Source organism: Natrinema hispanicum, from assembly GCF_004217335.1.
Taxonomy (GTDB): domain Archaea; phylum Halobacteriota; class Halobacteria; order Halobacteriales; family Natrialbaceae; genus Natrinema; species Natrinema hispanicum.
The window spans coordinates 658,835-682,085 of the sequence record NZ_SHMP01000003.1 but is presented as its reverse complement, the minus strand read 5'-3'; the positions used below and the strand labels follow the sequence as shown (position 1 = coordinate 682,085).

Annotated in this window: 25 protein-coding genes; 12 read left to right on the top strand and 13 right to left on the bottom strand. The window is 63.3% G+C overall.

What is annotated here, in order from left to right:
- Positions 1-8: 8 nt before the first annotated feature.
- Positions 9-437: a DUF6069 family protein gene (locus BDK88_RS04130; RefSeq protein WP_130499286.1), complete on the bottom strand. Its 429-nt coding sequence runs from the start codon at positions 435-437 to the stop codon at positions 9-11.
- Between the two features lie 168 nt (positions 438-605).
- Here BDK88_RS04130 and BDK88_RS04125 point away from each other — a divergent pair, with 168 nt between their 5' ends.
- Positions 606-1,040: a universal stress protein gene (locus BDK88_RS04125; protein ID WP_130499285.1), complete on the top strand. Its 435-nt coding sequence runs from the start codon at positions 606-608 to the stop codon at positions 1,038-1,040.
- 11 nt (positions 1,041-1,051) lie between these two features.
- On the opposite strand, the gene BDK88_RS04120 is transcribed toward BDK88_RS04125, so the two are convergent.
- Positions 1,052-2,260 carry an inorganic phosphate transporter gene (locus tag BDK88_RS04120; protein WP_130499284.1) on the bottom strand — a complete coding sequence of 403 codons (1,209 nt, stop codon included), beginning with the start codon at positions 2,258-2,260 and terminating at the stop codon, positions 1,052-1,054.
- A 97-nt stretch (positions 2,261-2,357) separates the two neighbouring features.
- On the opposite strand from BDK88_RS04120, the gene BDK88_RS04115 reads away from it, so the two are divergent.
- Positions 2,358-2,603 (top strand): ferredoxin, encoded by a 246-nt coding sequence (locus tag BDK88_RS04115; protein ID WP_008013415.1) that lies wholly within the window; start codon positions 2,358-2,360, stop codon positions 2,601-2,603.
- A 36-nt stretch (positions 2,604-2,639) separates the two neighbouring features.
- Here BDK88_RS04115 and mdh read toward each other — a convergent pair whose 3' ends face one another.
- Positions 2,640-3,554 (bottom strand): malate dehydrogenase, encoded by a 915-nt coding sequence (gene mdh, locus BDK88_RS04110; RefSeq protein ID WP_130499283.1) that lies wholly within the window; start codon positions 3,552-3,554, stop codon positions 2,640-2,642.
- Positions 3,555-3,704: 150 nt separating this feature from the next.
- Between mdh and BDK88_RS04105 the strand changes: the two genes are divergently transcribed.
- From BDK88_RS04105 to BDK88_RS04095, 3 genes are all read left to right on the top strand, one after another.
- Positions 3,705-4,163: a TIGR00725 family protein gene (locus BDK88_RS04105; protein ID WP_130499282.1), complete on the top strand. Its 459-nt coding sequence runs from the start codon at positions 3,705-3,707 to the stop codon at positions 4,161-4,163.
- Positions 4,164-4,232: 69 nt separating this feature from the next.
- Entirely contained in the window at positions 4,233-4,928 is a 696-nt protein-coding gene (locus BDK88_RS04100; protein ID WP_130499281.1) for an Sjogren's syndrome/scleroderma autoantigen 1 family protein, read from the top strand.
- Positions 4,929-5,203: 275 nt separating this feature from the next.
- Positions 5,204-6,055 carry a phosphatase PAP2 family protein gene (locus BDK88_RS04095; RefSeq protein ID WP_130499280.1) on the top strand — a complete coding sequence of 284 codons (852 nt, stop codon included), beginning with the start codon at positions 5,204-5,206 and terminating at the stop codon, positions 6,053-6,055.
- A 19-nt stretch (positions 6,056-6,074) separates the two neighbouring features.
- Here BDK88_RS04095 and BDK88_RS04090 read toward each other — a convergent pair whose 3' ends face one another.
- Entirely contained in the window at positions 6,075-8,507 is a 2,433-nt protein-coding gene (locus BDK88_RS04090) for a DEAD/DEAH box helicase (RefSeq protein WP_130499279.1), read from the bottom strand.
- 137 nt (positions 8,508-8,644) lie between these two features.
- On the opposite strand from BDK88_RS04090, the gene BDK88_RS04085 reads away from it, so the two are divergent.
- Complete coding sequence (locus tag BDK88_RS04085; protein WP_130499278.1) at positions 8,645-9,145, top strand: TspO/MBR family protein; 501 nt, start codon at positions 8,645-8,647, stop codon at positions 9,143-9,145.
- A 106-nt stretch (positions 9,146-9,251) separates the two neighbouring features.
- Here the strand turns inward: BDK88_RS04085 and BDK88_RS04080 are convergent, their stop codons facing one another.
- The 4 genes from BDK88_RS04080 to BDK88_RS04065 form a co-directional block, all read right to left on the bottom strand.
- Positions 9,252-10,463 carry an MFS transporter gene (locus BDK88_RS04080; protein ID WP_130499277.1) on the bottom strand — a complete coding sequence of 404 codons (1,212 nt, stop codon included), beginning with the start codon at positions 10,461-10,463 and terminating at the stop codon, positions 9,252-9,254.
- A gap of 130 nt (positions 10,464-10,593) precedes the next feature.
- Positions 10,594-11,178: a diacylglycerol/polyprenol kinase family protein gene (locus BDK88_RS04075; RefSeq protein ID WP_130499276.1), complete on the bottom strand. Its 585-nt coding sequence runs from the start codon at positions 11,176-11,178 to the stop codon at positions 10,594-10,596.
- Positions 11,179-11,414: 236 nt separating this feature from the next.
- Positions 11,415-13,190: a glycine--tRNA ligase gene (glyS, locus tag BDK88_RS04070; protein WP_130499275.1), complete on the bottom strand. Its 1,776-nt coding sequence runs from the start codon at positions 13,188-13,190 to the stop codon at positions 11,415-11,417.
- The gene (locus BDK88_RS04065; protein ID WP_130499274.1) at positions 13,183-14,037 is read right to left on the bottom strand and encodes a CBS domain-containing protein; all 855 of its coding nucleotides are present in this window, start codon (positions 14,035-14,037) and stop codon (positions 13,183-13,185) included. The genes glyS and BDK88_RS04065 overlap by 8 nt, the downstream gene beginning before the upstream one ends.
- Positions 14,038-14,190: 153 nt before the next feature.
- Here BDK88_RS04065 and BDK88_RS21045 point away from each other — a divergent pair, with 153 nt between their 5' ends.
- Entirely contained in the window at positions 14,191-14,331 is a 141-nt protein-coding gene (locus tag BDK88_RS21045) for a DUF7556 family protein (RefSeq protein ID WP_449406701.1), read from the top strand.
- A 133-nt stretch (positions 14,332-14,464) separates the two neighbouring features.
- Entirely contained in the window at positions 14,465-14,971 is a 507-nt protein-coding gene (locus BDK88_RS04060; protein ID WP_130499273.1) for a hypothetical protein, read from the top strand.
- 131 nt (positions 14,972-15,102) lie between these two features.
- Here BDK88_RS04060 and BDK88_RS21040 read toward each other — a convergent pair whose 3' ends face one another.
- Positions 15,103-15,261 carry a hypothetical protein gene (locus tag BDK88_RS21040; RefSeq protein ID WP_165396903.1) on the bottom strand — a complete coding sequence of 53 codons (159 nt, stop codon included), beginning with the start codon at positions 15,259-15,261 and terminating at the stop codon, positions 15,103-15,105.
- Between the two features lie 524 nt (positions 15,262-15,785).
- On the opposite strand from BDK88_RS21040, the gene BDK88_RS04055 reads away from it, so the two are divergent.
- The gene (locus tag BDK88_RS04055) at positions 15,786-16,292 is read left to right on the top strand and encodes a cupredoxin domain-containing protein (RefSeq protein WP_130499272.1); all 507 of its coding nucleotides are present in this window, start codon (positions 15,786-15,788) and stop codon (positions 16,290-16,292) included.
- 303 nt (positions 16,293-16,595) lie between these two features.
- Here BDK88_RS04055 and BDK88_RS04050 read toward each other — a convergent pair whose 3' ends face one another.
- Together BDK88_RS04050 and eif1A are read right to left on the bottom strand one after the other, a co-directional pair.
- Positions 16,596-17,708, bottom strand: a complete 1,113-nt coding sequence (locus BDK88_RS04050) for a pyridoxal-phosphate-dependent aminotransferase family protein (protein WP_130499271.1) — start codon at positions 17,706-17,708, stop codon at positions 16,596-16,598.
- Positions 17,709-17,837: 129 nt separating this feature from the next.
- Positions 17,838-18,128, bottom strand: a complete 291-nt coding sequence (gene eif1A / locus BDK88_RS04045) for a translation initiation factor eIF-1A (RefSeq protein ID WP_008013381.1) — start codon at positions 18,126-18,128, stop codon at positions 17,838-17,840.
- 130 nt (positions 18,129-18,258) lie between these two features.
- Between eif1A and BDK88_RS04040 the strand changes: the two genes are divergently transcribed.
- Positions 18,259-18,438: a DUF7470 family protein gene (locus BDK88_RS04040; protein WP_130499270.1), complete on the top strand. Its 180-nt coding sequence runs from the start codon at positions 18,259-18,261 to the stop codon at positions 18,436-18,438.
- 51 nt (positions 18,439-18,489) lie between these two features.
- Positions 18,490-18,750: a hypothetical protein gene (locus tag BDK88_RS04035; protein WP_130499269.1), complete on the top strand. Its 261-nt coding sequence runs from the start codon at positions 18,490-18,492 to the stop codon at positions 18,748-18,750.
- A gap of 12 nt (positions 18,751-18,762) precedes the next feature.
- Here BDK88_RS04035 and BDK88_RS04030 read toward each other — a convergent pair whose 3' ends face one another.
- Together BDK88_RS04030 and rnz are read right to left on the bottom strand one after the other, a co-directional pair.
- Positions 18,763-20,739, bottom strand: coding sequence for a DUF460 domain-containing protein (locus tag BDK88_RS04030; protein ID WP_130499268.1), 1,977 nt, complete (start codon positions 20,737-20,739; stop codon positions 18,763-18,765).
- A 66-nt stretch (positions 20,740-20,805) separates the two neighbouring features.
- Positions 20,806-21,750, bottom strand: coding sequence for a ribonuclease Z (gene rnz, locus BDK88_RS04025; protein ID WP_130499267.1), 945 nt, complete (start codon positions 21,748-21,750; stop codon positions 20,806-20,808).
- Positions 21,751-22,151: 401 nt separating this feature from the next.
- Here rnz and BDK88_RS04020 point away from each other — a divergent pair, with 401 nt between their 5' ends.
- A complete protein-coding gene (locus BDK88_RS04020) occupies positions 22,152-23,249 on the top strand; it encodes a DUF7282 domain-containing protein (RefSeq protein WP_165396902.1) in 1,098 nt (365 codons plus the stop codon).
- Positions 23,250-23,251: the final 2 nt, after the last annotated feature.

Genomic DNA, 23,251 nt, shown 5'->3' with positions numbered 1-23,251 from the left:
GTTTCAGCTCACAGGCCAGCACTGCGGTCGGTCAGGACACCTACACAAATGACTGCTGTCGTGACATGCATCAGCCCGAGGATCGCGCCGGTGAAGAGGCTCCCACCGGGTTGATTGGGGATGACCGTGAAATCCGGCACGAGCGAGAGCACCAGAACGATCGCTGCGACGATGAGAAACAGTCGATCAGGGCTGGCACTGAATCGCGCGAGAATCCCGTAGGTGATGGTCGCACCGACGACGCCGAGGGTCGTAAAGAACGTTACTGGGCCGTAATTCAGTGCTTCCAGTGCCGGTGCGATACCGCCAGCGTTGGCCACGAACACGATGAGCAAGTTGATGCCCAATGACACTGCAAGCGCGACTACCCCCGCTCGTGCTAGGTCGCTGATCGTGAGTGATCGTGTCGATGACGACATCCCTGTTTCGGTGCCCATGATTGTCCCTCCGCCGCCACTGATGAAAAGCGTTTGTCAGAAATTGCTTTTATATCCGGATCGGTGACTGATTATCTAATTGGGTATCGATGCATCCGCGACCCGCCCTGGGGCGAGAGCGGGGTCGACGGCGACAGACCGATGGGATCGGCACCCGAAGACCGTCCTATGGCCGATCCCGACCGCGTCCTCGTCCCCACGCTCGGCCGACCACAGGAGGACGAAGCGCTGTCCTACGCCCTCGAGACGTTTCCCGACGCCGAGATCACGCTCTTGGCGGTCGTGACACCGCTTGATGCGCCGCTGAGTGAGGGTGGGGTCTTGGAGCGACGCGAGGAGCGAACGACACAGGCACGAGCCAGCGCCGCGGAATTGCTCGAGTCGGTTGCCGGCCCTGACACAGGGGACCGCGTCCGGATCGCACTTGCCGAGGGTCGACCCGGCACCGTCGTTCCCCGATACGCGTCGGAGGCGGGGATCGATCACGTCGTGATGGCCGGTGACAGAACCCGATCGAACTGGTTTATCAGGCGATTTCTCGGTCGTGATATCGCCACGACGGTCGTCGAACGGACGACACAGCCGGTGACGATCCTCGAGTGAGTTCGAATGAATTAGCCGCCTATCACCGTCGCGAACAGTTGATACAGCCCGTATCCGACGACAACTGAACTGCCGAGTGTCAGTAGCCAGAAAGTGATCGTGACGCCGACCTTGCGCCGCGAAACCCCGGCCGAGCCGCCGGCCAGTCCGCCGCCGATGACGCCCGAGAGGATGATGTTGTTGAGCGAGATGGGGATGCCGAGTGCGATCGCCAGCTGGGCAATGATAAAGCCCGGCACCAGCGCCGCGATCGACCGCCGCACGCCGAGCTGGGCGTACTCGCGAGAGGTCGCCTGTAACAGCCGCGGTGCACCCATCCAGGCACCGGCGAGGATGCCGGCTGCGCCGATCGCAAGCAACAGGGATCCCGGAAGCCCGAGTTCGGTTCGAAAGAGGTTCTCGAGCGGGCCGGTCGCGAGTCCGACCTGCGAGCCGCCAGAGGAGAAGGCGACGATGCCGCCGAGGAGCAACAGGAACGACCGAATCCCGCCGTCGACTGACTCGCGGACCTGTTGTCGCACCCAGACGAACGCGAGCAGTCCGACGGCGATCGTCACGACGACGGTTCCGAGATCGACGCCGGCGGCCAGCGTCGGGCCGCCGCCGAACTGCCGAGCGACGAACCCTGCGAGTGTGCCCTGCTCAGCGGTCGGATCGGGAATCACGCCGAGGCGGACGTTGGCGACGATCGCGCCGACGATACCGGCCAACAGCGGGACGCCGACCGTCTCGGGTACGTCGTCGCGTCGCAGGACCGTCGCCGTCGCGTAGGCGAGTCCGCCGGACATGATCGGCACCAAAAGCCAGAAGGTGCCGAGCCGGCGATAGGTCGCCATCGCCGGGTCGCCGCCAAGCGAAAGCCCGACGCCGACCATCGCGCCCGTCGTCGCGAACGCCGCGGGGATCGGATACCGCGTGTAGATGCCGATCGACATGAAGCCAGCCGCGGTCAGCAGGCCCGCGGTGGCCGCAAGCGGCGTGATCGTCACGCCGTCGATGAGGTCCGCACCGATCGTCTCGGAGATGCTCCCCCCCTGCATGAGCGCCCCCATGGCTGCGAGCAGCCCGATGACGAACGCCGCCCGCATCGTCGAGATCGCGTTCGCGCCGACCGCGGGGGCAAAGGGCGGCGAGTTGCTGTTCGCACCCAGGACCCACGCCATGAACAGACAGGTGAGAACGGCGATCCCGACGAGGGCAACGAAGGAGAACGCGACCATTCGTCTCGTCTCTCTTTCAATGACTGGCCGCAAAAGCGTTCCCTCGAGCCTACCGACGACCGCTACCGATTTACCGCAACCGTGCGAAGCACTGCCCATGAAGATCGAATACGACGAGGACACCTGTATCGGGATGTTCCAGTGTGTCGCCGAATGGGATGCCTTCGAGGAGGACAAATCGAAGGGCAAGGCCGTCCTCGAAGACAGTGAGGAGGTCGAGGACGGCGTTTTCGTCCGCGAGGTACCCGAGGACGCGGAACTCGACGCGAAGTTCGCCGCCCGGACCTGTCCCGTCGACGCGATCACAGTCTACGACGACGACGGCGAGCAGCTGATCCCCTGACGACTCGAGAAAAAGCCGAGCCGTGCCGACCGTCGATTACGCGATCTTGTCGTACTGTTCGGAGAGCTTCTCAGCAGCTTCGCCGAGCTGGTTCCGCTCGAACTCGGTGAGTTCCCACTCGACGATTTCCTCGACGCCGTCGGAGCCGAGTTTGACCGGGACGCCGAAGGCAGTGTCCTCGTGGCCGAACTCGCCCTCGAGTTTGACGCTGCCGGGCACCACTGCGCCCGTATCGCGGAGGATGGCCTCGACCATGTGGCCGACGCCGGTCGCTGGCCCCCACTCGGTTGCGCCTTTCTTCTCGATGACGTTCATCGCCGAGGTCTGGAGTTCGGAGAGCAGTTCTTCCTTTTCGTCCTCGTCGAACTCGAGGTCCTGTCCGTTGACCCGCACTTTGGAGAAGACGGGGACTTGCGCGTCACCGTGTTCGCCGAGGATGGTCGCGTCGACGTTCTGGACGGGCGCGTCGTAGCGCTCGGAGATCACGTAGCGGAAGCGCGCGGAGTCGAGGCGACCGCCGAAGCCGATCACCTGCTCGCGGGCCCGATCGCCCGTCTCGTAGAGGTGCCGATTGAGCAGGTCGACGGGGTTCGACGTGGTGACGGTGATGAAGTCGTCGTTGTACTCGGCCAGCGAGGAGCCGATGTCCTCCATGATCGGTGCGTTGGTGTCCGCCAGATCGATCCGCGTCTGGCCCGGCTGGCGCGGGATGCCGGCCGTGATAACGACGACATCCGACCCCGCGGTGTCCTCGTAGCCACCCTGTCGGATCGTCGTGTTCGAGTCGTAGGCTACGCCGTGGTTTGCGTCGGCAGCCTGTCCGACCGTATCGTCTTCCTTGTCCGGAATGTCGACGAACACGAGTTCGTCCGCAACGTCCCGAAGCGCGATGTTGTAGCCCGCAGCGGCCCCGACGGTGCCGGCCGCGCCGACCACACTAACTTTCGTCATACCACGTAATGCTTCCCCATCCCACACGTTAAATCCGTCGGAAATTCCAGCCTCAGACGAGTCTGACGATATGAAGGTTCGACGACTGTCGTTCCCTCTCTTCTCCTCGAGACCGAACCGATCATGGCCGATGCCTGCGCCCGTTGGACTATGCGCGTCAGCGTCATTGGCGGCGGACAGGTTACCGACGAACAGGCGGCTCGCGCCGAGGCAGTGGGCCGCGAACTCGCCGCGCGAGGCCATACGGTCGTCTGTGGCGGCCGCGGCGGTACCATGGAAGCGGTCTGTCGGGGCGCGAAAGCCGAGGACGGAACGACGATCGGTATCCTGCCGAGCGAGCGCCGGGCACAGGCTAACGACTACGTCGACATCCCGATCGCCACGGGACTGGGTCACGCCAGAAACGCGCTCGTCCCCTTGAACGGCGACGCCGTGATCGCGCTCACTGGCGGTGTCGGAACCCTCTCGGAACTCGGCTTCGCCGGCATCTACGACCGGCCGGTCGTTGGCATTGCAGCCCACGACGTCTCGGCTGCCGGCGTCGACCTCGAGCCTGTCGACACTCCCGAAGCGGCTGTCGACGCCGTCGAAGCCGCACTCGAGACGTAAGTGCCACCGTCACGGCCCTGGAATCTCGCTGTCGCAGCTTTTTCGACGCTCCGACACCTCTAGCTGGACATGAGCGACTTCGATAAGGAAGCAGAGCGCGAGAAACTCCGTGAGAAGTACGAACGCGACAAACAAGAGCGCAAGGCCACCCAGCGAATGAGCGATCTGTTACTCAAGGGCGCGACGATGACCAACACTCACTGTGGGACCTGTGGCGACCCGCTGTTCCAGATGGACGGCACTACGTTCTGTCCTAGCTGCCATGGCAATCCCGACGCCGTCGAGGGAACCGACCTCGAAGCCCAGCCGGCTGACGAACAGCCGTCCACGGATCAATCTGAGTCGGACCAATCCGCCGCGGACGAATCCACCCCTGCTGCACCGTCCGAGCCGACGGCCGCAGCTACGTCGGACGCGTCGACGGCCGAGACGGACGTGAACAACCAGCGCGAATCGTCGGTCACAACGCCATCCCGGGATGAGCGCCAGCCCACACCCCAGGCCGATGTCGAGTCGTCCCAGACCGATGTCTCGAGTCGGACGGCCGACAACCGTGCGAGCGAGCCGGGTGCATCGTCTCGCTCCCCCGTGCCGACCCAGCGTCAGCAACCGGCCGACGGCGACCTCGAGGCCGCACACAACGCGCTCGTCCGCACGCTCGAGAAGTTCGCCACGGAGGCGGCCGCGACGGACGACCCACGATACGCACGGGAGTGTCTCGAGGCGGCGCGCGAGGCCGGCGAGACGCTGTCCACCTTGCGCTAACGGCGCTCGAGCCGGTCGTACTGCTTCCTGGACGGTCTCTCCTGTGAGTGGATGCGTGTCGCTTCGTCGATCCGTACGCGACTCTCTACACTCAATATGACAGATATAAACTACATCACTAGATATATATTTGATAGTATGGTGTGCCATAACATCGCTCGAACGTGGGCCAGATCGACCGCTATGTCGGTCTTGTGCCGGGTCGACACCGATTCCACCCTCCATGTACCGGCCCGCGGTCGCTTACCGACCCACGGAGAGAGGAGACCCTACCGATGGCACTTGGATTCGTCGTCTTACTCACGGTACTCGCCGTTTGTATCGGCTTGCTCGGGACCTGTGCGATCTGTCTCGACCGAACTGCCCTGAAACGGACGGCGGCCGACTATGACCGCCGGCTCGCCGAAATATCGCCGTACCTTGGCGTCGCGGGGCTGTTCTTCCTCGCAAAACGGGCAACCCATGGTCATAGTTTACGCATCTCGCGTGCACTCGACTGGGATCTTACCGCGGAAATCTACGCTCTCGAAGGGGAGTTCGTTGCGGTCCTCCAGGACGTCGTTCCCCATACAGTCACGCTCGAGTTCTTCTCGGCGATGTACATGTTTGGGTTCCCATTCCTGCTGGTGACTGGCCCCATCCTCTATTTCCTGTTGCCGTCCCAGCGTCATCTCAAGGAACTCCTGCTGGCATACGTGTTCAATTACCTGATCGGCTCGCTCTGTTATACGCTCTTTATCGTCTATGGGCCGCGCAATCACCTCTCGTCCGTCGACGGACTGATGTACTCGTTTTATCCGCAGACCCAGGAAGTCACCGCGGCAGTGTCGGCGAATACGAACGTGTTCCCCTCGCTGCACACGTCGCTGGCGGTCGTCGTCATGCTGTTCGCCTGGCGCTCGCGCGAGGCGTACCCGCGGTGGTTCCAGATCGCGTCGTTCGTGACGACCTGTGTCGTCTTCTCGACGATGTACCTCGGAATTCACTGGTTGATCGATGTCATCGCAGGCATTCTCCTCGCCGTCGGGAGCGTTATCGCGGCCGAACGGATCGTCACCCGTGCGGAGGGAGCGGCCGGCTCTGTTCCCCCCGACGAGGACGCCATTGCGTCCGACGCGAGCGACTGAGCGTCGTTTCCCGACTGTCTCACCCAGTATAGTCGCTGCCGATCACTTCTCGAATCCGCTCGGCGGTCACCTGTCCGACGCCGTCGGCTGCCTGTAACTCGTCTTCGGTCGCGATCATCACTTCCTCGACCGTCCCGAACTCCTCGAGAAGCGATCGCGCCGTAACGGGGCCGATCTCGGCGATCGAGGCGACGACGTACTCCTGTTGCTCGCTCAAGGTCTTGGTGCCTTTCTCGCCGTGGACTGACACCTCTCGGTCGGCGGTCGCCTGTTCGCGGCCGGCGATCACGGCGAGCAGGTCCGTCGTGTCGGCCTCGCTTTCGGTCCGCAGGACGCTCGCCCCGAAGTCGACCGCGAGACTCGAGAGCGCGCCCCGAATCGCGTTCGGGTGGATGTCACGCTGTTCGTACAGGCCCTCGCCCTCGACGACGACGATCGGCCGCGAGTAGTGTCGCGCCATCGCACCGACCTGCTCGAAGACCGACCGGTCGCCCCCGACCAGCGAGTCGACGAAGTCGGCGACGGACTTGCGCTCGACGACCACCCGGTCCGAGAGGACGTAGTCGCCGACGTCGAGCGTCTCGAGGCTGATCTCGATCTCCTCGCGGCGCGAGAGATCGCGGGCGATGTTGGCGTCCATCTCGCGCTGGTCGGCGACGATTTCGATGGTTTCGCCCTCGGCGTGTGGCTCGTGGGTTTCGACCTCGCCGTCCTCGTCTGCGTCCGCCTCCGTGTCGCCGAACTCCTGTAAGCCGGGCTGGTCTGCAACCCCCTCGCTTCCGGTGGAAGAGTCGCCGACGGCGTCGGTGTTGCCGCCGTTTCCGTCTACTTTCACCCCGCACTCACTGTCGGCTTCGCCCTCGAAATCGGCCAGTGACTGCTGGGAGTCGTCGAGTTCGTCTTCTAGGTCGTCGGCCATCCCTTTCAGATCGCGCAGCTCGCTTTCCATCTCCTTTTCGCGCCGTCGGGAGATCCAGAAGTAGGCCTCGTCGCGGGTATCCTCGGCCATCAGGACGACGACGCGCCCCTCCGACTGGCGGCCGGTCCGGCCCTTGCGCTGGATCGACCGGATCGCGGTCGGGACGGGCTCGTAGAAGAGCACGAGGTCGACCTCCGGGACGTCGAGTCCCTCCTCGGCGACCGACGTGGAGACGAGCACCTCGAACTCACCTGCGCGGAACTCGTCTAAGACTTCCTGTTGTTGTTTCTGGGTCATACCGTCCGAGCCCTCGCGGTCGCCCTGCCCAACGAACCGCTTCGCGTCGAAACTCCCCGCGAGGAAGTCCGTTAGCGCCTCGGCCGTATCGCGGGACTCGGTGAAGACGATCACGCGCTCACCGCCCTCGAGGCCCAGCGTTTCGGCCAGCAGCATCCGTGCTTTCCGATATTTGGGATGGAGTTCGTCGAAGTTCTCGGCCTTCCGCATGGCCTCGCGAACGCGCGGGTCAGAGACCATCCGCTGGCTCGCCTTCGATGCCCCTGACGAGCGCGCCTGGTTGCGCTGGCGTTCGAAGTACCGGCGCAGGGCTTCGACGCTCTGGGTTTCGACCAGCGTGACGGCCTGCCGGAGTTTCATTACTTCGGCGTGGACCGACATCCCTTCGAACCCCTCCGACTGGTCGTTGTTGATCAGCTGCTGGAGTTCCGCGCGCATCCGATTGAGGTCTTTCTGGGACTGATCTGGCTGGGTCGACTTCGCAACGCCCAGCTCTTTGAGTTTCTCGAGGCGCTCTGTGATGACCTCGTTTAGGGTGTCCCGAATCTCGAGGACTGCCTCTGGAAGGTCGATGCGCTCCCACTCAACCTCGGTCTCGTGGGTGAACTTGTCGACGTCGGCGTCTTCCTCGGTCATCACTTCGACTTCCGCGATGCCGAGGTTTTCACAGACCTCGAGAATGGCCACTTCGTCGCCGCCGGGCGAGGCTGACATGCCTGTCACCAGCGGCGCGTTGGCGTCAGCGTGGTAGCGCTCGGCGATGTAGTTGTAGGCGTAGTCGCCGGTCGCACGGTGGCACTCGTCGAAGGTGACGTGGCTCACGTCCGCAAGCGAGATGCGGCTCCCGACGAGATCGTTTTCGATCACCTGTGGGGTTGCCATCACGACAGTCGCCTCCGTCCACAGTTCGGCGCGGTCGTCCGGGCTCACGTCGCCGGTGAAGACGACGATTTCCTCGTCAGGAATCTGGAGGGCTTCCCGGTAGAAGTCGGCGTGTTGCTGGACGAGGGGTTTCGTCGGCGCGAGCATCAGCGACTTGCCACCGACTTCGTCGAGCCGTCGGGCCGTGACCAGCAAGCTCACCGTTGTCTTCCCCAGCCCCGTGGGGAGACAGACGAGCGTGTGGTGATTCGCGGCCGTCCCTGCGAGTTTTAGCTGGTAGAGCCGGCGCTCTAAGAAGTCGGACTCGAGCAGTGGATGCTCGATCGACGCGACGTCCTCGTCCGTCGTTGCCATTGGCAGCGATTCGAGGCGGGCGCTGTTAAGAATTGAGATAGCACGGTGAAAGTGGTCTCGCGGCTGTGGGGCCGCCGGAACGAAACACAGTCGAGTTAGGCTGCTGGTATAAATCCCACGACAGCATAGAACGCAATATGGAAACCCGAACGATCCGCCAACGGCTCCCGGACCTCGGGTCGATCCTCACTGCGGTCGGCTTCGTCCTGCTGGTCAATCTCGTCGGGGCGGCACCGAGTGCGATCGGGTCGCCCAACATGCCGTGGTTTCGCGCCCTCGAGAAACCGTGGTTTTATCCGCCGACGATCGCGTTTCCGGTCGTCTGGACGCTACTGTTTACCCTGCTTGGCGTCGCGCTGTGGCTCGTCTGGCGCAGTGACGCCGACGGCCGGCGGCTCGCACTGGGGCTGTTCGCCGCCCAGATGCTGGTCAACGTCGTCTGGACACCGACGTTTTTCGCGCTCGAGGCACCGCTGGCCGCCGTTGGCATCATCGTCGTCCTCTGGGTGCTCGTCGTCGGAACGATCCTCGCGTTCCGACGGGTCGACCGCCGTGGAGCAGCCTTGCTCGTGCCGTATCTCGCGTGGATCACCTTCGCGGCCGTACTCAATTTCGAGCTCTGGCGGCTGAACGCATAGACGGGCTGGTCACGTGACAGCCACTCATACGGACTCCTGTCAGTCAGTTCCGGTGCAACCGCGACCGCCCTGCGGGCCCACCGGGACATCGTGACAGCAGACCGTATCACTGCTCCGGGAGCCACCACGTCAACACCACCGCGACCGCCACGAGACTGGCAAGCACGAAATACCCCTCGTCGAAGTAGCCCCGATCGGCGAGCGCACCGAACAAGACCGGACTCGCTGCGCCGGTGGTCATGTAGACGGTTCGCAGAAAGCCCAGCCCGGTGCCCTGCATGTCTGCGGGAAACGCCGCCGTCATGTACGGCAGGGTAATCGTCCCGTAGCCGAGGATGCTCGAGAGGAATATCGTCCCGACGACGAGCGGCCAAAAGCCCTCGAGAAACGGCAGCGCGACCAGCGACGCGACGATGACACCGAGTACGGGCGGCAGCGCCCTCCGGATGCCGAACCGGTCGTAGAGTCGGCCGGTCAGCGGCTGGACGACGATCCCGGTCGCGAAAAAGGCGCTGAACAGCCCGGTCGCGACCCCTTCGGAGAATCCTTTGATTTCGATCAGGTAAGTCGGATAGAAGCCCGTAAACGCCTGCCAGACACAGTAAGTCAGGATCTGGATCGCGGTCACGGTGACGATCTCCGGCCGACGCAGTTGCGAGCCGACGTAGCGTGCCGTCTCGAGCGAGACGCTGTCGACGGCACTGGTCGCGCTCGAGGTGCGGGCGGGAACGACGAGCCGGAGACCGATCGCCACAGCGACGAAGGCAGGAACGACGAGGCCGAAGCCGTACTGCCAGGCGAACGCCGAGGCGATGCCACCGGCCGCAAGCGGGAGGACGGTGTTGCCGACTTGGCCTGCCGCCATCGTGATCCCGATCGCGGTCCCGTCGTTGTCGGGAAAGATATCCGAGAGGGTCGTAAACCGGGCGACACCGTACAGCGCCGTTCCGAAGCCGAATGCTGCCGTCGCGAGGTAGACGACCGGCGCGGAGCCGGCGACGGCGACGAGACCGAGTGCGACCGCCGAGATCGCCGTACTCGCGACGAGGACGTTTCCCTCCCCGAATCGATCGGCAAGCAGGCCGCCCGGAAGCTGTCCGAGCGCATACCAGAGCCAGAGCACGGTCAGCAGGAAGCCGGCCGTCGTCAGATCCAGCCCGTAGCTCTCCCGGAGATACGGGAGCAACACCGGATACGCGAGCCGGACGCCGATCGAGAGGAACCAACCGGCAGCGACGGCGACCAGAATTTCGCCGCGCCCGCCCGTGAGAAAGCTGCGGACGGTCGCGAGTCGATGCTTTGTTCTCGAGCGTACCACGGGTTATAGTATCCGTTCGTCCGCGGCGGTCTTGAGCGGCCCAGAACGGTACGCCCTTGCCGATATCGGAACCGCGAGACGACAGCTCTACCGCCCTGAGACGCTGCTCACTGCGAGTCCGCGACCGGGCTCACGCCGGCGTGAACTGGAGTGCCAGCCACGCCAGACAGGCAGCATAAATCGGGATCGTCAGGTTGTCGTCGATGATGTAGGTCCGGATCTCGAGGGTGATGCCATCAGCAAGCGTCGCGCCGAGGGCAGCGATCATCGCGACCGCGAGCGGCAGGAACGGGATCGCAACGACCGTCGAGACCAGAAACATCGTAATAAGCACTTTCGGCGGCTTGATCCGCTGGAGGGTGTTGTCCGAAACCGTTCCGCTGATCGGATCGCCAAGCGCAAGCATCAACATCGCGGGGAGAGCGATTGCCGGCTCGAAGACGACCACGACGGCAGCCATGCTGATCAAATACAGTGCGTAGGCCCCTGGGTTGTCCTGTTCGTACTCACGGGTCAACACGTCGTAGAGCCGCCAGTCGAGTCCTACCTGCAGTCGCAGGAACTCGAGGACGAGCGCCCCGGTCGCGAGCAGAATCAGCAAGAGCTGAAACCGGAACCACGTGAGTCCGAGCTCGAGGGCGTCGGCGAGCAGATAGAGGACGACAAGCCCTGAGCCGCTGGCGTGGACGAGTCGCCGCTTCAGTTCGTCGGCCATTATGTCGTGGCTCGAGAGAAGTGACCTTCAGTCCGTCGATCACCTCCAACCTTTTACACTGCGGTCTGCCGCGAGCGAGGCACGAAGCGCCTCGCTCGCGGCGTCCCTCGGTAAAAGGTTGATCAAAAGCCTCCTCCCTCCCCGTTGGGTCGGTCGTCGGCCTGCTCGTTCACCCTTCGGGTTCACTCGCAGCTGCAACAAAATCTGCACCGCCACCACCGCTGACGATATGGCTGCTACAACTCTTCGAACTCGAGGTCGCCAGCCCGGATCGCCGACAGCGTCTCTGCGAGTTCGTCGACCGGGAGTCGCTTCTGGTCGGTCGTATCCCGTTCGCGGACTGTGACAGTCGTCTCGTCCTCCTCGATCGTCTCGTAGTCGACGGTCACACAGAACGGCGTGCCGACCTCGTCCTGGCGGCGGTAGCGCCGACCGATGTTACCCGAGTCGTCGTAGGTGACCGACAGCCCCGCTTCGCGCAGATCCTCGACGATCTCGTCGGCCTGAGCCTCGAGGTCGTCGTCGCTTTGCAGCGGGAAGACGCCGACGAAGGTGGGCGCAACTTCCGGCTCGAGTTCGAGGAAGGTGCGATCTTCGCCGTCAACCTCGTCCTCGCGGTAGGCGTGATGGAGGACGGTGTAGACCAGCCGGTCGACGCCGAAGGAGGGTTCGACGACGTGGGGCGTGATGTGCTCGCCGGAGATCGTCTCCTCGCCGACCGAAAAGCCGGTCTTTTCGACGGGGATCTCGTGGGTCTCGCCCTCGAGTTCGAATTCGACGGTCTCACCCTCGAACGCTTCACGGTCACGGGCCGCGAGGTCCTCGAGTTTGCCGACGACGACCTGTGCGTCGCCGCCGAATTCGGGCCCGAGATAGCTCATGTCGGGATCGACGGTGGCGCGTTCGATGGTCTGTGGCTCGTCGTACTGCCGGAAGATCGTAAAGCGGTCGCCGGAGTGTTCGGCGTGTTTCGAGAGGTCGTAGTTGCCCCGGTGGGCGAAGCCGGCCATCTCGATCCAGTTGCCGTCGATCTCGCTTTCGGCGTCCCAGCAGTCGCTGGCGTAGTGGGCCCGCTCGCCGGCTAAGTGCTGGCGATAGCGGAACCGGTCCATATCGACGCCGACTGCCTCGTACCACGGCTTGGCGACGCCGAGGAAGTACGCGACCCACGGGTCCGTGATGATATTCTCGTCGACGGCCTCGCCGATCGTCGTCTCGAATGCCTCGCCGTCCTCTTCGTTCTGCTCGCTGGCCGGGTAGAGGGTGACTTCGACGTCCTCGACGCTCGAGAGATCCGGCTCGTCGACTTCGGGGTCGATGAAGTACTCGAGTTCGGCCTGCGTGAACTCTCGGGTCCGGATAATAGAGCGGCGCGGGCTGATCTCGTTGCGGTAGGCCCGGCCGATCTGGGTGACGCCGAAGGGAAGCTGGTTGCGTGCGTACTCTTTGAGCCGGGGGAACTCGACGAAGATACCCTGTGCGGTCTCGGGGCGCAGATAGCCGGGGTCGGAGTCACCGGGGCCGATGTTCGTCGCGAACATGAGGTTGAAGTCCTCGACGGCCTGGCCCGCCAGTCCGGCACCACAGGAGGGACAGACGAGTTCGTACTCGGCGATGACCTCCTCGACTTCGGGAATCTCGAGGCTCTCGGCGTCCTCGTACATCGTGTTGTCCTCGACGATGTGGTCCGCACGATGGCTCTCGCCACACTCGGGGCACTCGACGAGCATGTCGTCGAAGCCATCGAGATGACCCGAGGCCTCGAAGACGGGCTCGGGCATGATCGTGGGCGCGTCGATCTCCATGTTGCCCTCCGCGACGGCAAAGCGATCGCGCCAGGCGTCCTCGACGTTGCCTTTCAGGGCCGCACCCTGCGGGCCGAAGGTGTAGAAGCCGCCGACGCCGCCGTAGGCCCCCGAGGACTGAAAGAAGTAGCCGCGTCGCTTGGCCAGTTCGACCAGTTTCTCGCTCGTGCTGTCGGTGTCGTCGTCCGCGTGCTGTTGCTCACTCATAAAGTGCCTCCAGGAGGTCGATGTCACGGACGATGCCGACGAGGTCTTCGCCCGTGACCAACGGGAGCTGTTCGATGTCGTTGCTAATCATTCGCTGTGCGGCTTCCTGTACCGACGTGCTGACCGAAACCGTCACCACGTCCTCGCTCATGAACTGCCGGACTGACTCCGTCGGAATCTCGATGTCCCGGGTCGGGAGATAGCGGCTGCCGACGGCCTTGATCCCTTCCCACGACCAGTCGTCGTCCTGATCGCCGAAGTTGTCTCCAGTCGACTCCTCGCCCTCGACGATCCGAGCGACGTCGATGATGTCGACCTCGGTAAGCACGCCGCTCATCCGGCCGTCGTCGTCCAGTGCCACGGTGTAGGGGACGTTCGCGTAGGAGAGTCCCCGTTCGGCGACGGGCAGCGGTGCCCCCTCGTAGGTCGTGTTCACGTCCTCGCTGACGTAGGACTCAACGGTGGCGTCGGTCTCTTGATCGCCCGTCGCGATCGCGTGGATCACGTCCGTCACCGTGACGATTCCCTCGAACTCGCCGTCGACGACGGGCACGCGCCGTGCGCCTTCCTTGACCATCGTCTGAGCGGCGGCCTCGAGACTCGTCTCGGCGGTCGTCGTCGGCACGTCCTCGTCCATCAGCATGACGAGCTGGTCCTCGTCGGGCTGTTCGATCAGCGTCTCCCGCGTGACCAGCCCGCGGTACTCGAGCCCGTCGTCGGTCTCTTTGACGACCGGCACGGACGAGAACGACTGCTCCTGGAGATACTCGAGCACGTCGGTCCGGGTGCCCGGCAGGTCGACGGTCACCACGTCCTCGCGAGGCGTCATCGCGTCGGCTACGTTCATATCCCACCGGTACGGCGAAAATGAGTATAAACCCAGTGTTTCACACCCAGAATCGATTCCATTCCCGATCGGTATCGCGAACGGATAGTATGATTCGATGACTTTATATGATACTGGGTGTGACTCACTATCATGGCAGTCTCCCCCAACGCCATGGCGTCCGACGACACCATCGTCGGTGCGATCGATTCGACGGCCGCGAGCGACGAGTACGTCATTGCGGATATCTCCGCGGACGGTGCCTGGCTTTCCATGGAGGCCGAGGACGCACCGACGCTGCCGGCCTGGCGATAACGGGGGTGGGAGCGGGAGTTTCTTCGGTGAACCCGGCCGCGAATTCACGACCGACGTCGTATTGAGTGCTATCCAACAGTAGAGTCGCGTTCACATCGGTAACAGTTTGGCACTCTATAACATGGTTGGACATATGTCGCTCGAGCAGCTATTCGACCAGCTCCCGGACCCGAAGTCACACACGTTTCCAGACTACTCGCTGCCCCGTGGCGAGCCCGTGTTGCCGATCGCCATCACGCGGTCGGAACTGTCGACGATCCTCGAGTTGTACGAGACGTTTCAGGACGTCGATCCGACGGGGCTGGACGCGAACCCGTTTCTCGAGGCGGCGACGACGTACATGCAACAGACGTTCGGACTGCCGCAGTATCGACCGGACGAGCAGCTTCACGACGATATCGCTGCGCTGCTCAACGATTTTTCGGACGACCTCGGCGGTCGATCGATGGGCGTCGTCGACGCGACGCCGGATCATCACCGGACGCTCTATTTCTTCCTGATCAGTTGTCGTGGCTATCACACCGCACCCCACATTCGGTTCGACCCCGATGAAGCGGCGGTGGAGACGCTGTATGATGTCTACCAGCGAGTAACCGAACAGGACGTCTATCTCAAGCAGCCGTCGTCAGTGTTCGACTGATCGCACTGCCGCGACGCTTGCGGCGTCGCACGGCCTGTGCAGCCGTCGGTTGCCGTGAGAGACTCTATCGATTCAGCGGAAGTCAGAAAAAGCGAGTCGCAGCCGTGCTGGTTGGTCATCGACTCGAGCCCTCACCCGGTGAGAAAGCCACCTGGTGGAATGCGCGTCGCAGGACGTCCCGCTTCGTCGGTCGTTCGGTCCTCACCGAACGCGGGGGAGTGGGCGATCGTTCGTCGTGCCTTCGTGATTCGCTGTGTGCTTGCCGTGATGATGGCGAGTAGTTTACTCATACATGAGTAAAGAAGCACGTCGTATAGATAAGTATTTTCGAGATGAACGATCGTGTTGATTCGGTCGTGATGGCCGGCGGCCGCGATGTCGACGGGACTCGCCCGTGGTCTCTACGGTCTGCTGGAACGATGTCCCGGCGTATCCGCAGGATGGATCGCGGAGACGCCGGCACTGACTGACAGTAGTCCGTCTCACCGATGGCGGTGACACGCCACAAACCGTCCGCCTGTGCTGTCGGCCGACTCGAGTAATGCCGTCGTGGAGGGGTGGTGGAGGTCCTCGAAACGGTATTTTTTGCCGGCTCGTCACCGATGCTGAGGCTGGGCCCACAAGCCAGTGCCATCGCGATCAGTACATCCGCTGGCGCATGCCGCCGGCGAATTTGAAGCCTCGAGGCTCGTCCCCGCGGTACGTTACTTCTCATTCAATAGTTCGTAGTAGTCCTATTGTGTGGTACGTATTGTCATAACACTCTAGCGGAAGAAGGTACCAATTTTTATGTTACGAGGCTAAACATCCGATGATGGCACAAGATAATCCAGTTTCGCGGCGGACAGCGCTGAAGCTGACGGGTGCGGCTGCATCGACGGCTCTCGTCGCTGGCTGTAGCGGTGGCGGCAACGGTAACGGCAACGGCAACGGTGACAATGGCAGCAGTGGCGTCGAAATCGAGCCCGGAACGCATATCGACTTCAGCGGGCAGACGACCCACTGGGAAGGACTCGCCCCGTCCGGCATCGAGGGTCAGCAGAACCCGACGATCATCCTCACAGAGGGTGAAACCTACACGATCGGCTGGTCGGAAGGCGACGGTGCCAACCACAACTTGGAACTCCGCAACAGCAACGGCGAAGTCGTCGACGAGTACACGACGGGTGCCACTGTTGCAGAACCCGGTGACAGCGAACAGTTCGAGTTCACGGCCAGCAGCGATCTCGCCACGTATAACTGCAATCCCCACCCGCAGATGGAGGGGACGATCGAGGTCCAGAGTGGCAGCGGTGGCAGCGGCAACGAATCCAGCGAATAATTCGACCCTTTCGTAGTCGACGCGTTCGACGGCCGCGGCCATCGAACGCGTCGCTGCCCGTTTCTTTCTCTCGTGTTTTCTCTCATCGCTCGCCATTGGTCGCCATCCGCGGGGCTATTGACTCCATCGTATCCGGGGGCGATCCCTGGTCACAGAAGGCGAGCGTCGGGTCGGTCAATCGAGTGCCACTCGAGAACAGACGGCAGGCGGCTTGAGCGTTGCTGATACGATCCGCCGTTGCCGGAAACCGGCGCACCCGAATGGCGAACCTCGGCTGTGCCGGCGCTGACTGACGGCAGTCCGTTACAGGTCGGCGACGTCCTCGATTGCGTCGGTGAGTTCCTTGATGCTCTCGAGATCGTGTTCGCCCATGTGGCCGATGCGGAACGTCTTCTCGCCGAGCTGTGAGCCGTAGCCATTCGAGAAGACGAAGTCATACTCCTCGCTGACGGTCTCGATGGTTTCCGCGACGTCGATGCCCTGCGTGTTCTCGATACAGCTCACCGTCTGGGACTCGTAGCCCTCCTCGGGGAACATATCGAAGTGCTCGCGGGCCCACTCGCGTGTGTATTCGGCCATTTCGCGGTGGCGCTCGTCGCGGGCCTCGTGGCCTTCCTCGAGCATGTGTTTCATCTGCTTGCGGTAGGCCAGCATGATCGGGATCGCGGGCGTGGAGTGAGTTTGGCCCTTGCGCTCGTAGTAGTCGATCGTGCGCTGGAAGCCACCGTACCACGAGGCGGAGTCTTTCTCGAGTTCGCGCTCGTAGGCGTCGTCGCTGACCACACAGATCGCAAGGCCCGGCGGCATGGCGAAGGCCTTCTGTGAGGAAGCGAAGATCACGTCGATGTTGTGCTCGTCGATGTCGACGAAGTCGCCACCCAGCGAGGAGACGGCGTCGACGACGAAGTAGGTGTCCGGATACTCGGCGACGACGTCTCCGATCTCCTCGATGGGGTTGCGCACGCCCGTCGAACTCTCGTTCATCACGGTCGCGACCACGTCGTAGTCGGTGTCGCTTTCCTCGAGTTCCGCGCGGATGTCCTCGGGCTTGATGGCCTGACCCCACTCGTACTCGAGGCGGTCGACGTTTTTGCCCAGTCGTTCGGCCACGTTGGCGTGGCGCTCGCTGAAGCTGCCACAGGTCGGGACGAGGATGTTCTCATCGACGAGGTTGAGCGTCGACGCCTCCCAGAACTCCGTCCCCGAGCCCGTGAGGATGACGACCTCGTTGTCGGTACCGAGGAACTCCTTGGTGTCCTCGACGATGGTCGTATAGAGGTCGGTCATCCGGTCCATGCGGTGGCCGAACATCGGCTCGCACATCGACTCGATGACGTCGTCGCGTACTTCAGTCGGCCCCGGGATGTACAGCTTTTTGTCGGGATAGTCGTCCTTGTATTCCTGTTTCTTGGTCACGGAAACCACCTAAGTACGGTCCACTGGGTCGCGAGGTAGTATGGTACTTTTGATACCGCACCGGAGACCAGTCGGTGGTTGAACTCCCGCAACTGCGTTCAGGGTGAAGCCACGCAAAACGAGCGTCGATTACTGAATATGACCTTCGCGGCGGAGCTGATCGGCCTCGCTTTTCTCGTAGCGCCAGGTGATGTCGGCCTTTTCGTCCTGCCAGTCCCAGGGTTCGACGAGGACCACGTCGTCTTCGCGGATCCAGATGCGCTTTTGCATCTTCCCGGGAATGCGTGCGGTGCGCTCTTTCCCATCGGCACAGCGTACTTTCACGCGATTCGCCCCGAGCATGTTCGTGACGGTCGCGAAGACCTCGTCGTCCTCGGGCATCCGGAGGTTCTTCCGACCGCCATCTCCGTCGTCGCTCATGGCCGCGGCTTCGCGTTCGAGCGGTTTAACCCTTTATTGTCTTTGTCCGTTCGCGAGTCCGACCGAGTGACTCGAGCGGACGGCGCGAGGAACCACGCTGCTTATTTCGCTTGGCTCTCGACGCGTGGATATGTTACGAAACCTCGGTGCGGTCGGCATTGTCGGGATCGTGCTCTTGCTCGCCGGCATCGCACTCGTCGCGTACGAGAGCCTTTTGATCGCCGCGGGAATGGCCCTCATTCTTGCCGGTCTCGGACTGGTCGTCAAATCCCTGATCTCGGGCCTGTTCCAGAGTTTTGGAATGTTCTGATCGACTCGAACTTCGGTCAAGCGTTTTGCACCTCCGTCTCGTAGCAGTCGTATGGGATACACGCTCCAGTACTACGACCTCGTCTTGAGCGGTATCGGAGCGAGCCTCGGCCTCGGAGTCCTCATCGGCTACGCGACGACCGTCTCGTTTTTCGTTGCGGTCGCCGGCTTCGGCGGCGTCGCGATCGCGCTTATCACCCACGCGCTGTTCATCAACGGACCGGTCGACGACACCGAGGATCTGACCGAGGAAGTCGCCATAGAGGAGGTGCCACAGGTGCTGTCGCCGATGGAAGCCGGTCCCGAGACGTAATGACAAACCCCGTCAGACCCCGTTGTTGCCGGCGCGGTGCTCGCTGATGAGCTGGTCGACCATCGCGGCTTTCCGATCCCGTTTCCTGGCTTTGGCGCGTTCGTGCCAGTCGTCGATGACCGCTTCAACGTCGTCTTCGCGGGCGACGGCGAGTTCGTCGACCTCCTGCATCGCGACGTCGTCGGCGGGCCCGACGGGGATCTCGTCCTCGAAGAGGATCTCGTCGGCGATCTCCGAGAGGCCGCCGTCTTTGAGGATCACGCGGGGGTCGAACTCGGCCATGAGTTCGGCTGTCGAGCGGCCCGCGCCGCTCGCATCACGAATGTAGACGACGTCGCCGCTTGCGATGCCATACTGGTCGTCGGCCTCGCGGATCGCGCCTTTCGTGAACTTCTCGACTACCTTGACCGGGACCAGTCCCTCTTTCTTCGCGGAGACGTCACTGAAATTCGAGTGATCGAGCTTCCAGAGGGCTTTCATCCGTTCGACCTTCTTCTCGAGTTCTTCAACCTGCTCGCGGGCCTCGTCACGTTCGCGCTCGAGCCGGTTTGCTTTCCGCTCTAACCGATTGACCTCGCGGTCTTTACGGACTTCCTTGCGCTCCTGACGGCGGGCACCGCTGAGGCTATTCTCGAGTTCGTTGATCCGTTCGTCGCGGTCTTCGACGCGCCCCTCGAGAGTTTTGACGTGTGATTGCAGTCGCTCGACCTGGCGCTCGAGGGATTTGATCCGCTTTTCTTCGGCGGTGAGCTCGCGGGGTTCGTGTTCGGTCGCGTCGTCGTCGCTGCTGCCCTCGTCGTCGCGCAGGTCCCGCAGGACGGCCTCGACGCTTTCCTCGCCGGCGACGACGCGGGCAGTGACTTCACCGCGGTCCATCCCCGGCGGGAGTTTGGCAGCGATGCGATCGAACTGGTCTTCGTGGGCGTCGAGGGCATAGAGGGCGGCGGCCATCGCGTCGCGCTGGTGGTCGTTCTCGTAGTGATGTTCGCGCGTGCGATGTTGTTTCTCGTCGATCGGCAGGTCCCGCGTGGGCGTCCAGGCGGCGGCGTCGAAGCTCCGGCGGAACTTCTCGACGGTTTCGGGGATCGGCGTCACGTCGGCCGCGACGATGATCGGCCGGCCGCGCTCGACGATCCACTCGATCACCTCGGCGGTGTCGCTGGTTCGGGAACTCCAGACGTCCAGCACCTCCCCCTCGAGGCCGACGATGGCGACGGCGGTCGTCGTCCCGGGGTCGATCCCCACGATGACGTGGTCGCGGCGTTTGACCAGCGGCTGGAACTCGATCCCATCGCGGCGTTCGCGTTCGATCTCGACGCGGACGTCGCCCGACCGGTTGCGCGAGACGGGGATGTCACTCGGGCGCGCTTCGACGGTGAAGACGGCGTTGGCGAAACCGCCGTAGGCCTCGCGGACGTCCCGCTCGTACTCGAGATTTGCCTCCTCAAGCGCGGACTCGACCTCGCGGGCCCGTTTCCGCACGGAACCGTGGATACGGCGGGTGTAGCGGTCCTCGCTCCAGCCGCCGCTGCCGGTCGAGCGTCCGCGAGAGACTTTGACCTCCGTCGTGTCGGTAAACGCCGAGACTTCGTGGCCGACGTTGTGGGCGGCCAGCCGGGCCGCGGCCTCGGCTTCTTGCATCGGATCCTTCCCGTAGGGGATGCCGTGGCGTTTCGCGACGCGAGACAGCGGCTCCGGTTGTTCGGCACCCGTTACCTGGACGAGCCGCGTGTCGGCAGGCAACGAGCCAAGAAAGTGGATCAGCTGGTCTTTGTCGGCGGCGAGTTCGTACATGTTGTCGGTTGCGACGATCGCCGGCTCCTCGTCGTCGATCAACCGCCTGAGTTTCCGGTGGGAGACGACGTCCCGGCTGACATCGTCGCCGTCGTAAACCGCCAGTGCGTACGATGGCGCGTCACCGCGCACGTCACCGCTCTGAATGTCGACACCGAAGACGACCGCATCGAGCGCACTCGTTCGCGTACTCACAGACACCTCTAGGAACGAGTCGGCTATAAATCCGGCGCGGAATTTCGGGTCGGGTTGTCGGCTGTCTTACGCGTCGTCGCTGTCGGGATAGGGAATCTCGAGTTTCTGCCCGTCGTCGGGGACACAGACGTTCTCGGCGTCGCCCGCGAAGACTTCGCGGGCCTGCTCGAGGTGGTCGCCCACATAGCCGGCGTACCGCGATGAGACGTGCATCAACGCGAGCCGGTCTGCGCCGGCCCGGTTGGCGATTTCGGCGGCCTGCCGGGCTGTCGAGTGGGCAGTGTCGGCGGCCCGCTCGGCGCTGTCGTCGGCAAACGTCGCGTCGTGGATCAACAGGTCGGGCTCGTCGGCGACCTCGATCGTCGCCGCCGTCGGTCGCGTATCGCCGGTGTAAACGATCGATCGGCCGGGTCGAGGCTCGCCGACGACCTGTTCAGGCTCGACGACGGTGCCGTCCTCGAGTTCGACGGCCTCGCCTTCGTGGAGCTTCGAGAACTTCGGGCCGACGGGGACGCCGAGTCCCTCGGCGCGCTCGCGATCGAATCGTCCCTTGCGGTCGTCCTCGACGAGTGCGTAGCCGACCGATCGGGTGTCGTGGTCGGACGCGAACGCGCGAACCTCGTATTCGTCGGCGCGGTAGGCGACGTCGCCGTCGCCGACCTCGTTGATCCGCACCGGAAACGAGGGGCGGTTCCCGAGGGCGTTGACGAGCGACTTGAGCTGGCGGCGTGTGCCGTGGGGTGTGTGGATCGCCAGCGGCTCCGTCCGGTCGTTGAAGGCCATCGTCTCGAGCAGCCCCGGAATCCCGAGGACGTGGTCGCCGTGGAGGTGCGTGACGAACAGGTGTGAGACCGAAAAGCCGGTCCCAAAGCGCATCATCTGGCGCTGGGTTCCCTCGCCGGCATCGAACAACAGTCCCTCGCCCTCACGAGCGACGAAGACGCTGCTCGGATTCCGTTCGGTCGTCGGAATCGCTCCGGCCGTCCCCAGAAACGTCACGCGCAGTGGCATCGGTCCATGCTCGGCGGGCCGTAGCTAAACCGGCTTCGATCGTCCGTATCCCTGAGCCGTGTCTCCATGCCCGTCGGCTCGAGCGAGGCGGTTTTGGACGCCGTTACTGTGGCGGGGTGTATTATAGAAGTGTCAAAACCTGCCATATAGCGCTCTCGCTGAAGAGCACCACCAGCTCCGGCCATGATGTCCGGCATTCAACCCGTCAATCACTCACCTCTCACTGAGCAGAACAAACGTTCTATGACTCTATCTTGGTAGGCAATACCAACCAACGTGTCGGCTGCGCTTACCAGCAGACGGATCGTCCGGGTCGACCCTTTGAACTATGTTACTGACTTGCAAACAGTCAGCGCGTTTTACGGTCGTCGAACCCGAAGCCAAAGGGGACGGCACTCCCAATGAGCTCGAGAGCGACGTTCGGGACGCTCAAGCAGATCGGTGCGATCGTGATCGCGATCGCGATCGTGATCGCGGCCGGGATCCTCGTCGGTCAGGCACCCGCCATCTTCGGCGTCGAGGAACAGCCGGAGGCATCGATTACGTTCGACGACCAGCGGGGCAACGGCACCAGCGTCACGATTCAGGACGTGACGCTTTCGGACGGCGGCTACGTCGTCATCACCGACGGCAGTGACCAGCCGCTTGCTGTCTCCGATCGGCTCGAGGCCGGCACTCACGAAAACGTGACCATCGAGCGTGAGGACGGCGCGAACCGTGACCTCGTCGGACAGCTCACTGCGACGGTCCATCAGGATACGTCCACCCAGGAGGGCTACGCCTACGAAGCCTCCGATGGCGAGGAAGACCAGCCCTATCTCGCGGATGGGTTCCCGGTCAGTGCCACCGCGACAGTGTTAAGCGGCGACAGCGCGGTCAGCAATTCGTTCGCCGTCGATTCGATCGACGCGCCATCGGCGGCGACCACGAACGAGACGATCTCCGTGAGCGCCCGGATCCGCAATCCGACGACGTTCCAGGCCCAACAGCCGGTTGAGGTCCGCATCGGCGGGGCCGTTTTCGCCCGACAGGTGTTCGAACTCGAGAGCGGCGAAGTTCGGAACGTGACCTTCGAGGTGGAGACGAACGGTGCACCAGCCGGTAACCAGTCGATCGGCGTCTACACCGAGGACGACGGCGAACTCGGTCAGATCGATCTCGAGTTCCACACCGATCCGGTCGTCGCGGTTGAAGCTGCGAGCAACGATAGCGTGACGGTCTCGGCGGCGACTCCAGCGGAGGGATTCGTCGCCCTCGAGCGCAACGGGACGATCCTCGGGACGAGCGAGCGACTCGACCCCGGCGAGCATGGGAACGTCACAATTGACCTGCCGGCCGACACGTCGATCGCCGCAGACGACGAACTGACGGCGACTCTCTATGCAGGTATCCCGGGCAACGTCGACGCGGCCACCCCGATCGAGTCCAGCGGCGAGACAGTACAAACGGTGTTCACGTTCGGAGCCGTGGCGGACGAGCCCGGTGACGGCGAGGCGTAATC

Bases quoted from the DNA above. Each gene is read 5' to 3' on its own strand.
- BDK88_RS04130 (WP_130499286.1), bottom strand. From the start codon at position 437: ATGGGCACCGAAACAGGGATGTCGTCATCGACACGATCACTCACGATC.
- BDK88_RS04125 (WP_130499285.1), top strand. From the start codon at position 606: ATGGCCGATCCCGACCGCGTCCTCGTCCCCACGCTCGGCCGACCACAG.
- BDK88_RS04120 (WP_130499284.1), bottom strand. From the start codon at position 2,260: ATGGTCGCGTTCTCCTTCGTTGCCCTCGTCGGGATCGCCGTTCTCACC.
- BDK88_RS04115 (WP_008013415.1), top strand. From the start codon at position 2,358: ATGAAGATCGAATACGACGAGGACACCTGTATCGGGATGTTCCAGTGT.
- mdh (WP_130499283.1), bottom strand. From the start codon at position 3,554: ATGACGAAAGTTAGTGTGGTCGGCGCGGCCGGCACCGTCGGGGCCGCT.
- BDK88_RS04105 (WP_130499282.1), top strand. From the start codon at position 3,705: ATGCGCGTCAGCGTCATTGGCGGCGGACAGGTTACCGACGAACAGGCG.
- BDK88_RS04100 (WP_130499281.1), top strand. From the start codon at position 4,233: ATGAGCGACTTCGATAAGGAAGCAGAGCGCGAGAAACTCCGTGAGAAG.
- BDK88_RS04095 (WP_130499280.1), top strand. From the start codon at position 5,204: ATGGCACTTGGATTCGTCGTCTTACTCACGGTACTCGCCGTTTGTATC.
- BDK88_RS04090 (WP_130499279.1), bottom strand. From the start codon at position 8,507: ATGGCAACGACGGACGAGGACGTCGCGTCGATCGAGCATCCACTGCTC.
- BDK88_RS04085 (WP_130499278.1), top strand. From the start codon at position 8,645: ATGGAAACCCGAACGATCCGCCAACGGCTCCCGGACCTCGGGTCGATC.
- BDK88_RS04075 (WP_130499276.1), bottom strand. From the start codon at position 11,178: ATGGCCGACGAACTGAAGCGGCGACTCGTCCACGCCAGCGGCTCAGGG.
- glyS (WP_130499275.1), bottom strand. From the start codon at position 13,190: ATGAGTGAGCAACAGCACGCGGACGACGACACCGACAGCACGAGCGAG.
- BDK88_RS04065 (WP_130499274.1), bottom strand. From the start codon at position 14,037: ATGAACGTAGCCGACGCGATGACGCCTCGCGAGGACGTGGTGACCGTC.
- BDK88_RS21045 (WP_449406701.1), top strand. From the start codon at position 14,191: ATGGCGTCCGACGACACCATCGTCGGTGCGATCGATTCGACGGCCGCG.
- BDK88_RS04060 (WP_130499273.1), top strand. From the start codon at position 14,465: ATGTCGCTCGAGCAGCTATTCGACCAGCTCCCGGACCCGAAGTCACAC.
- BDK88_RS21040 (WP_165396903.1), bottom strand. From the start codon at position 15,261: ATGAGTAAACTACTCGCCATCATCACGGCAAGCACACAGCGAATCACG.
- BDK88_RS04055 (WP_130499272.1), top strand. From the start codon at position 15,786: ATGGCACAAGATAATCCAGTTTCGCGGCGGACAGCGCTGAAGCTGACG.
- eif1A (WP_008013381.1), bottom strand. From the start codon at position 18,128: ATGAGCGACGACGGAGATGGCGGTCGGAAGAACCTCCGGATGCCCGAG.
- BDK88_RS04040 (WP_130499270.1), top strand. From the start codon at position 18,259: ATGTTACGAAACCTCGGTGCGGTCGGCATTGTCGGGATCGTGCTCTTG.
- BDK88_RS04035 (WP_130499269.1), top strand. From the start codon at position 18,490: ATGGGATACACGCTCCAGTACTACGACCTCGTCTTGAGCGGTATCGGA.
- rnz (WP_130499267.1), bottom strand. From the start codon at position 21,750: ATGCCACTGCGCGTGACGTTTCTGGGGACGGCCGGAGCGATTCCGACG.
- BDK88_RS04020 (WP_165396902.1), top strand. From the start codon at position 22,152: ATGAGCTCGAGAGCGACGTTCGGGACGCTCAAGCAGATCGGTGCGATC.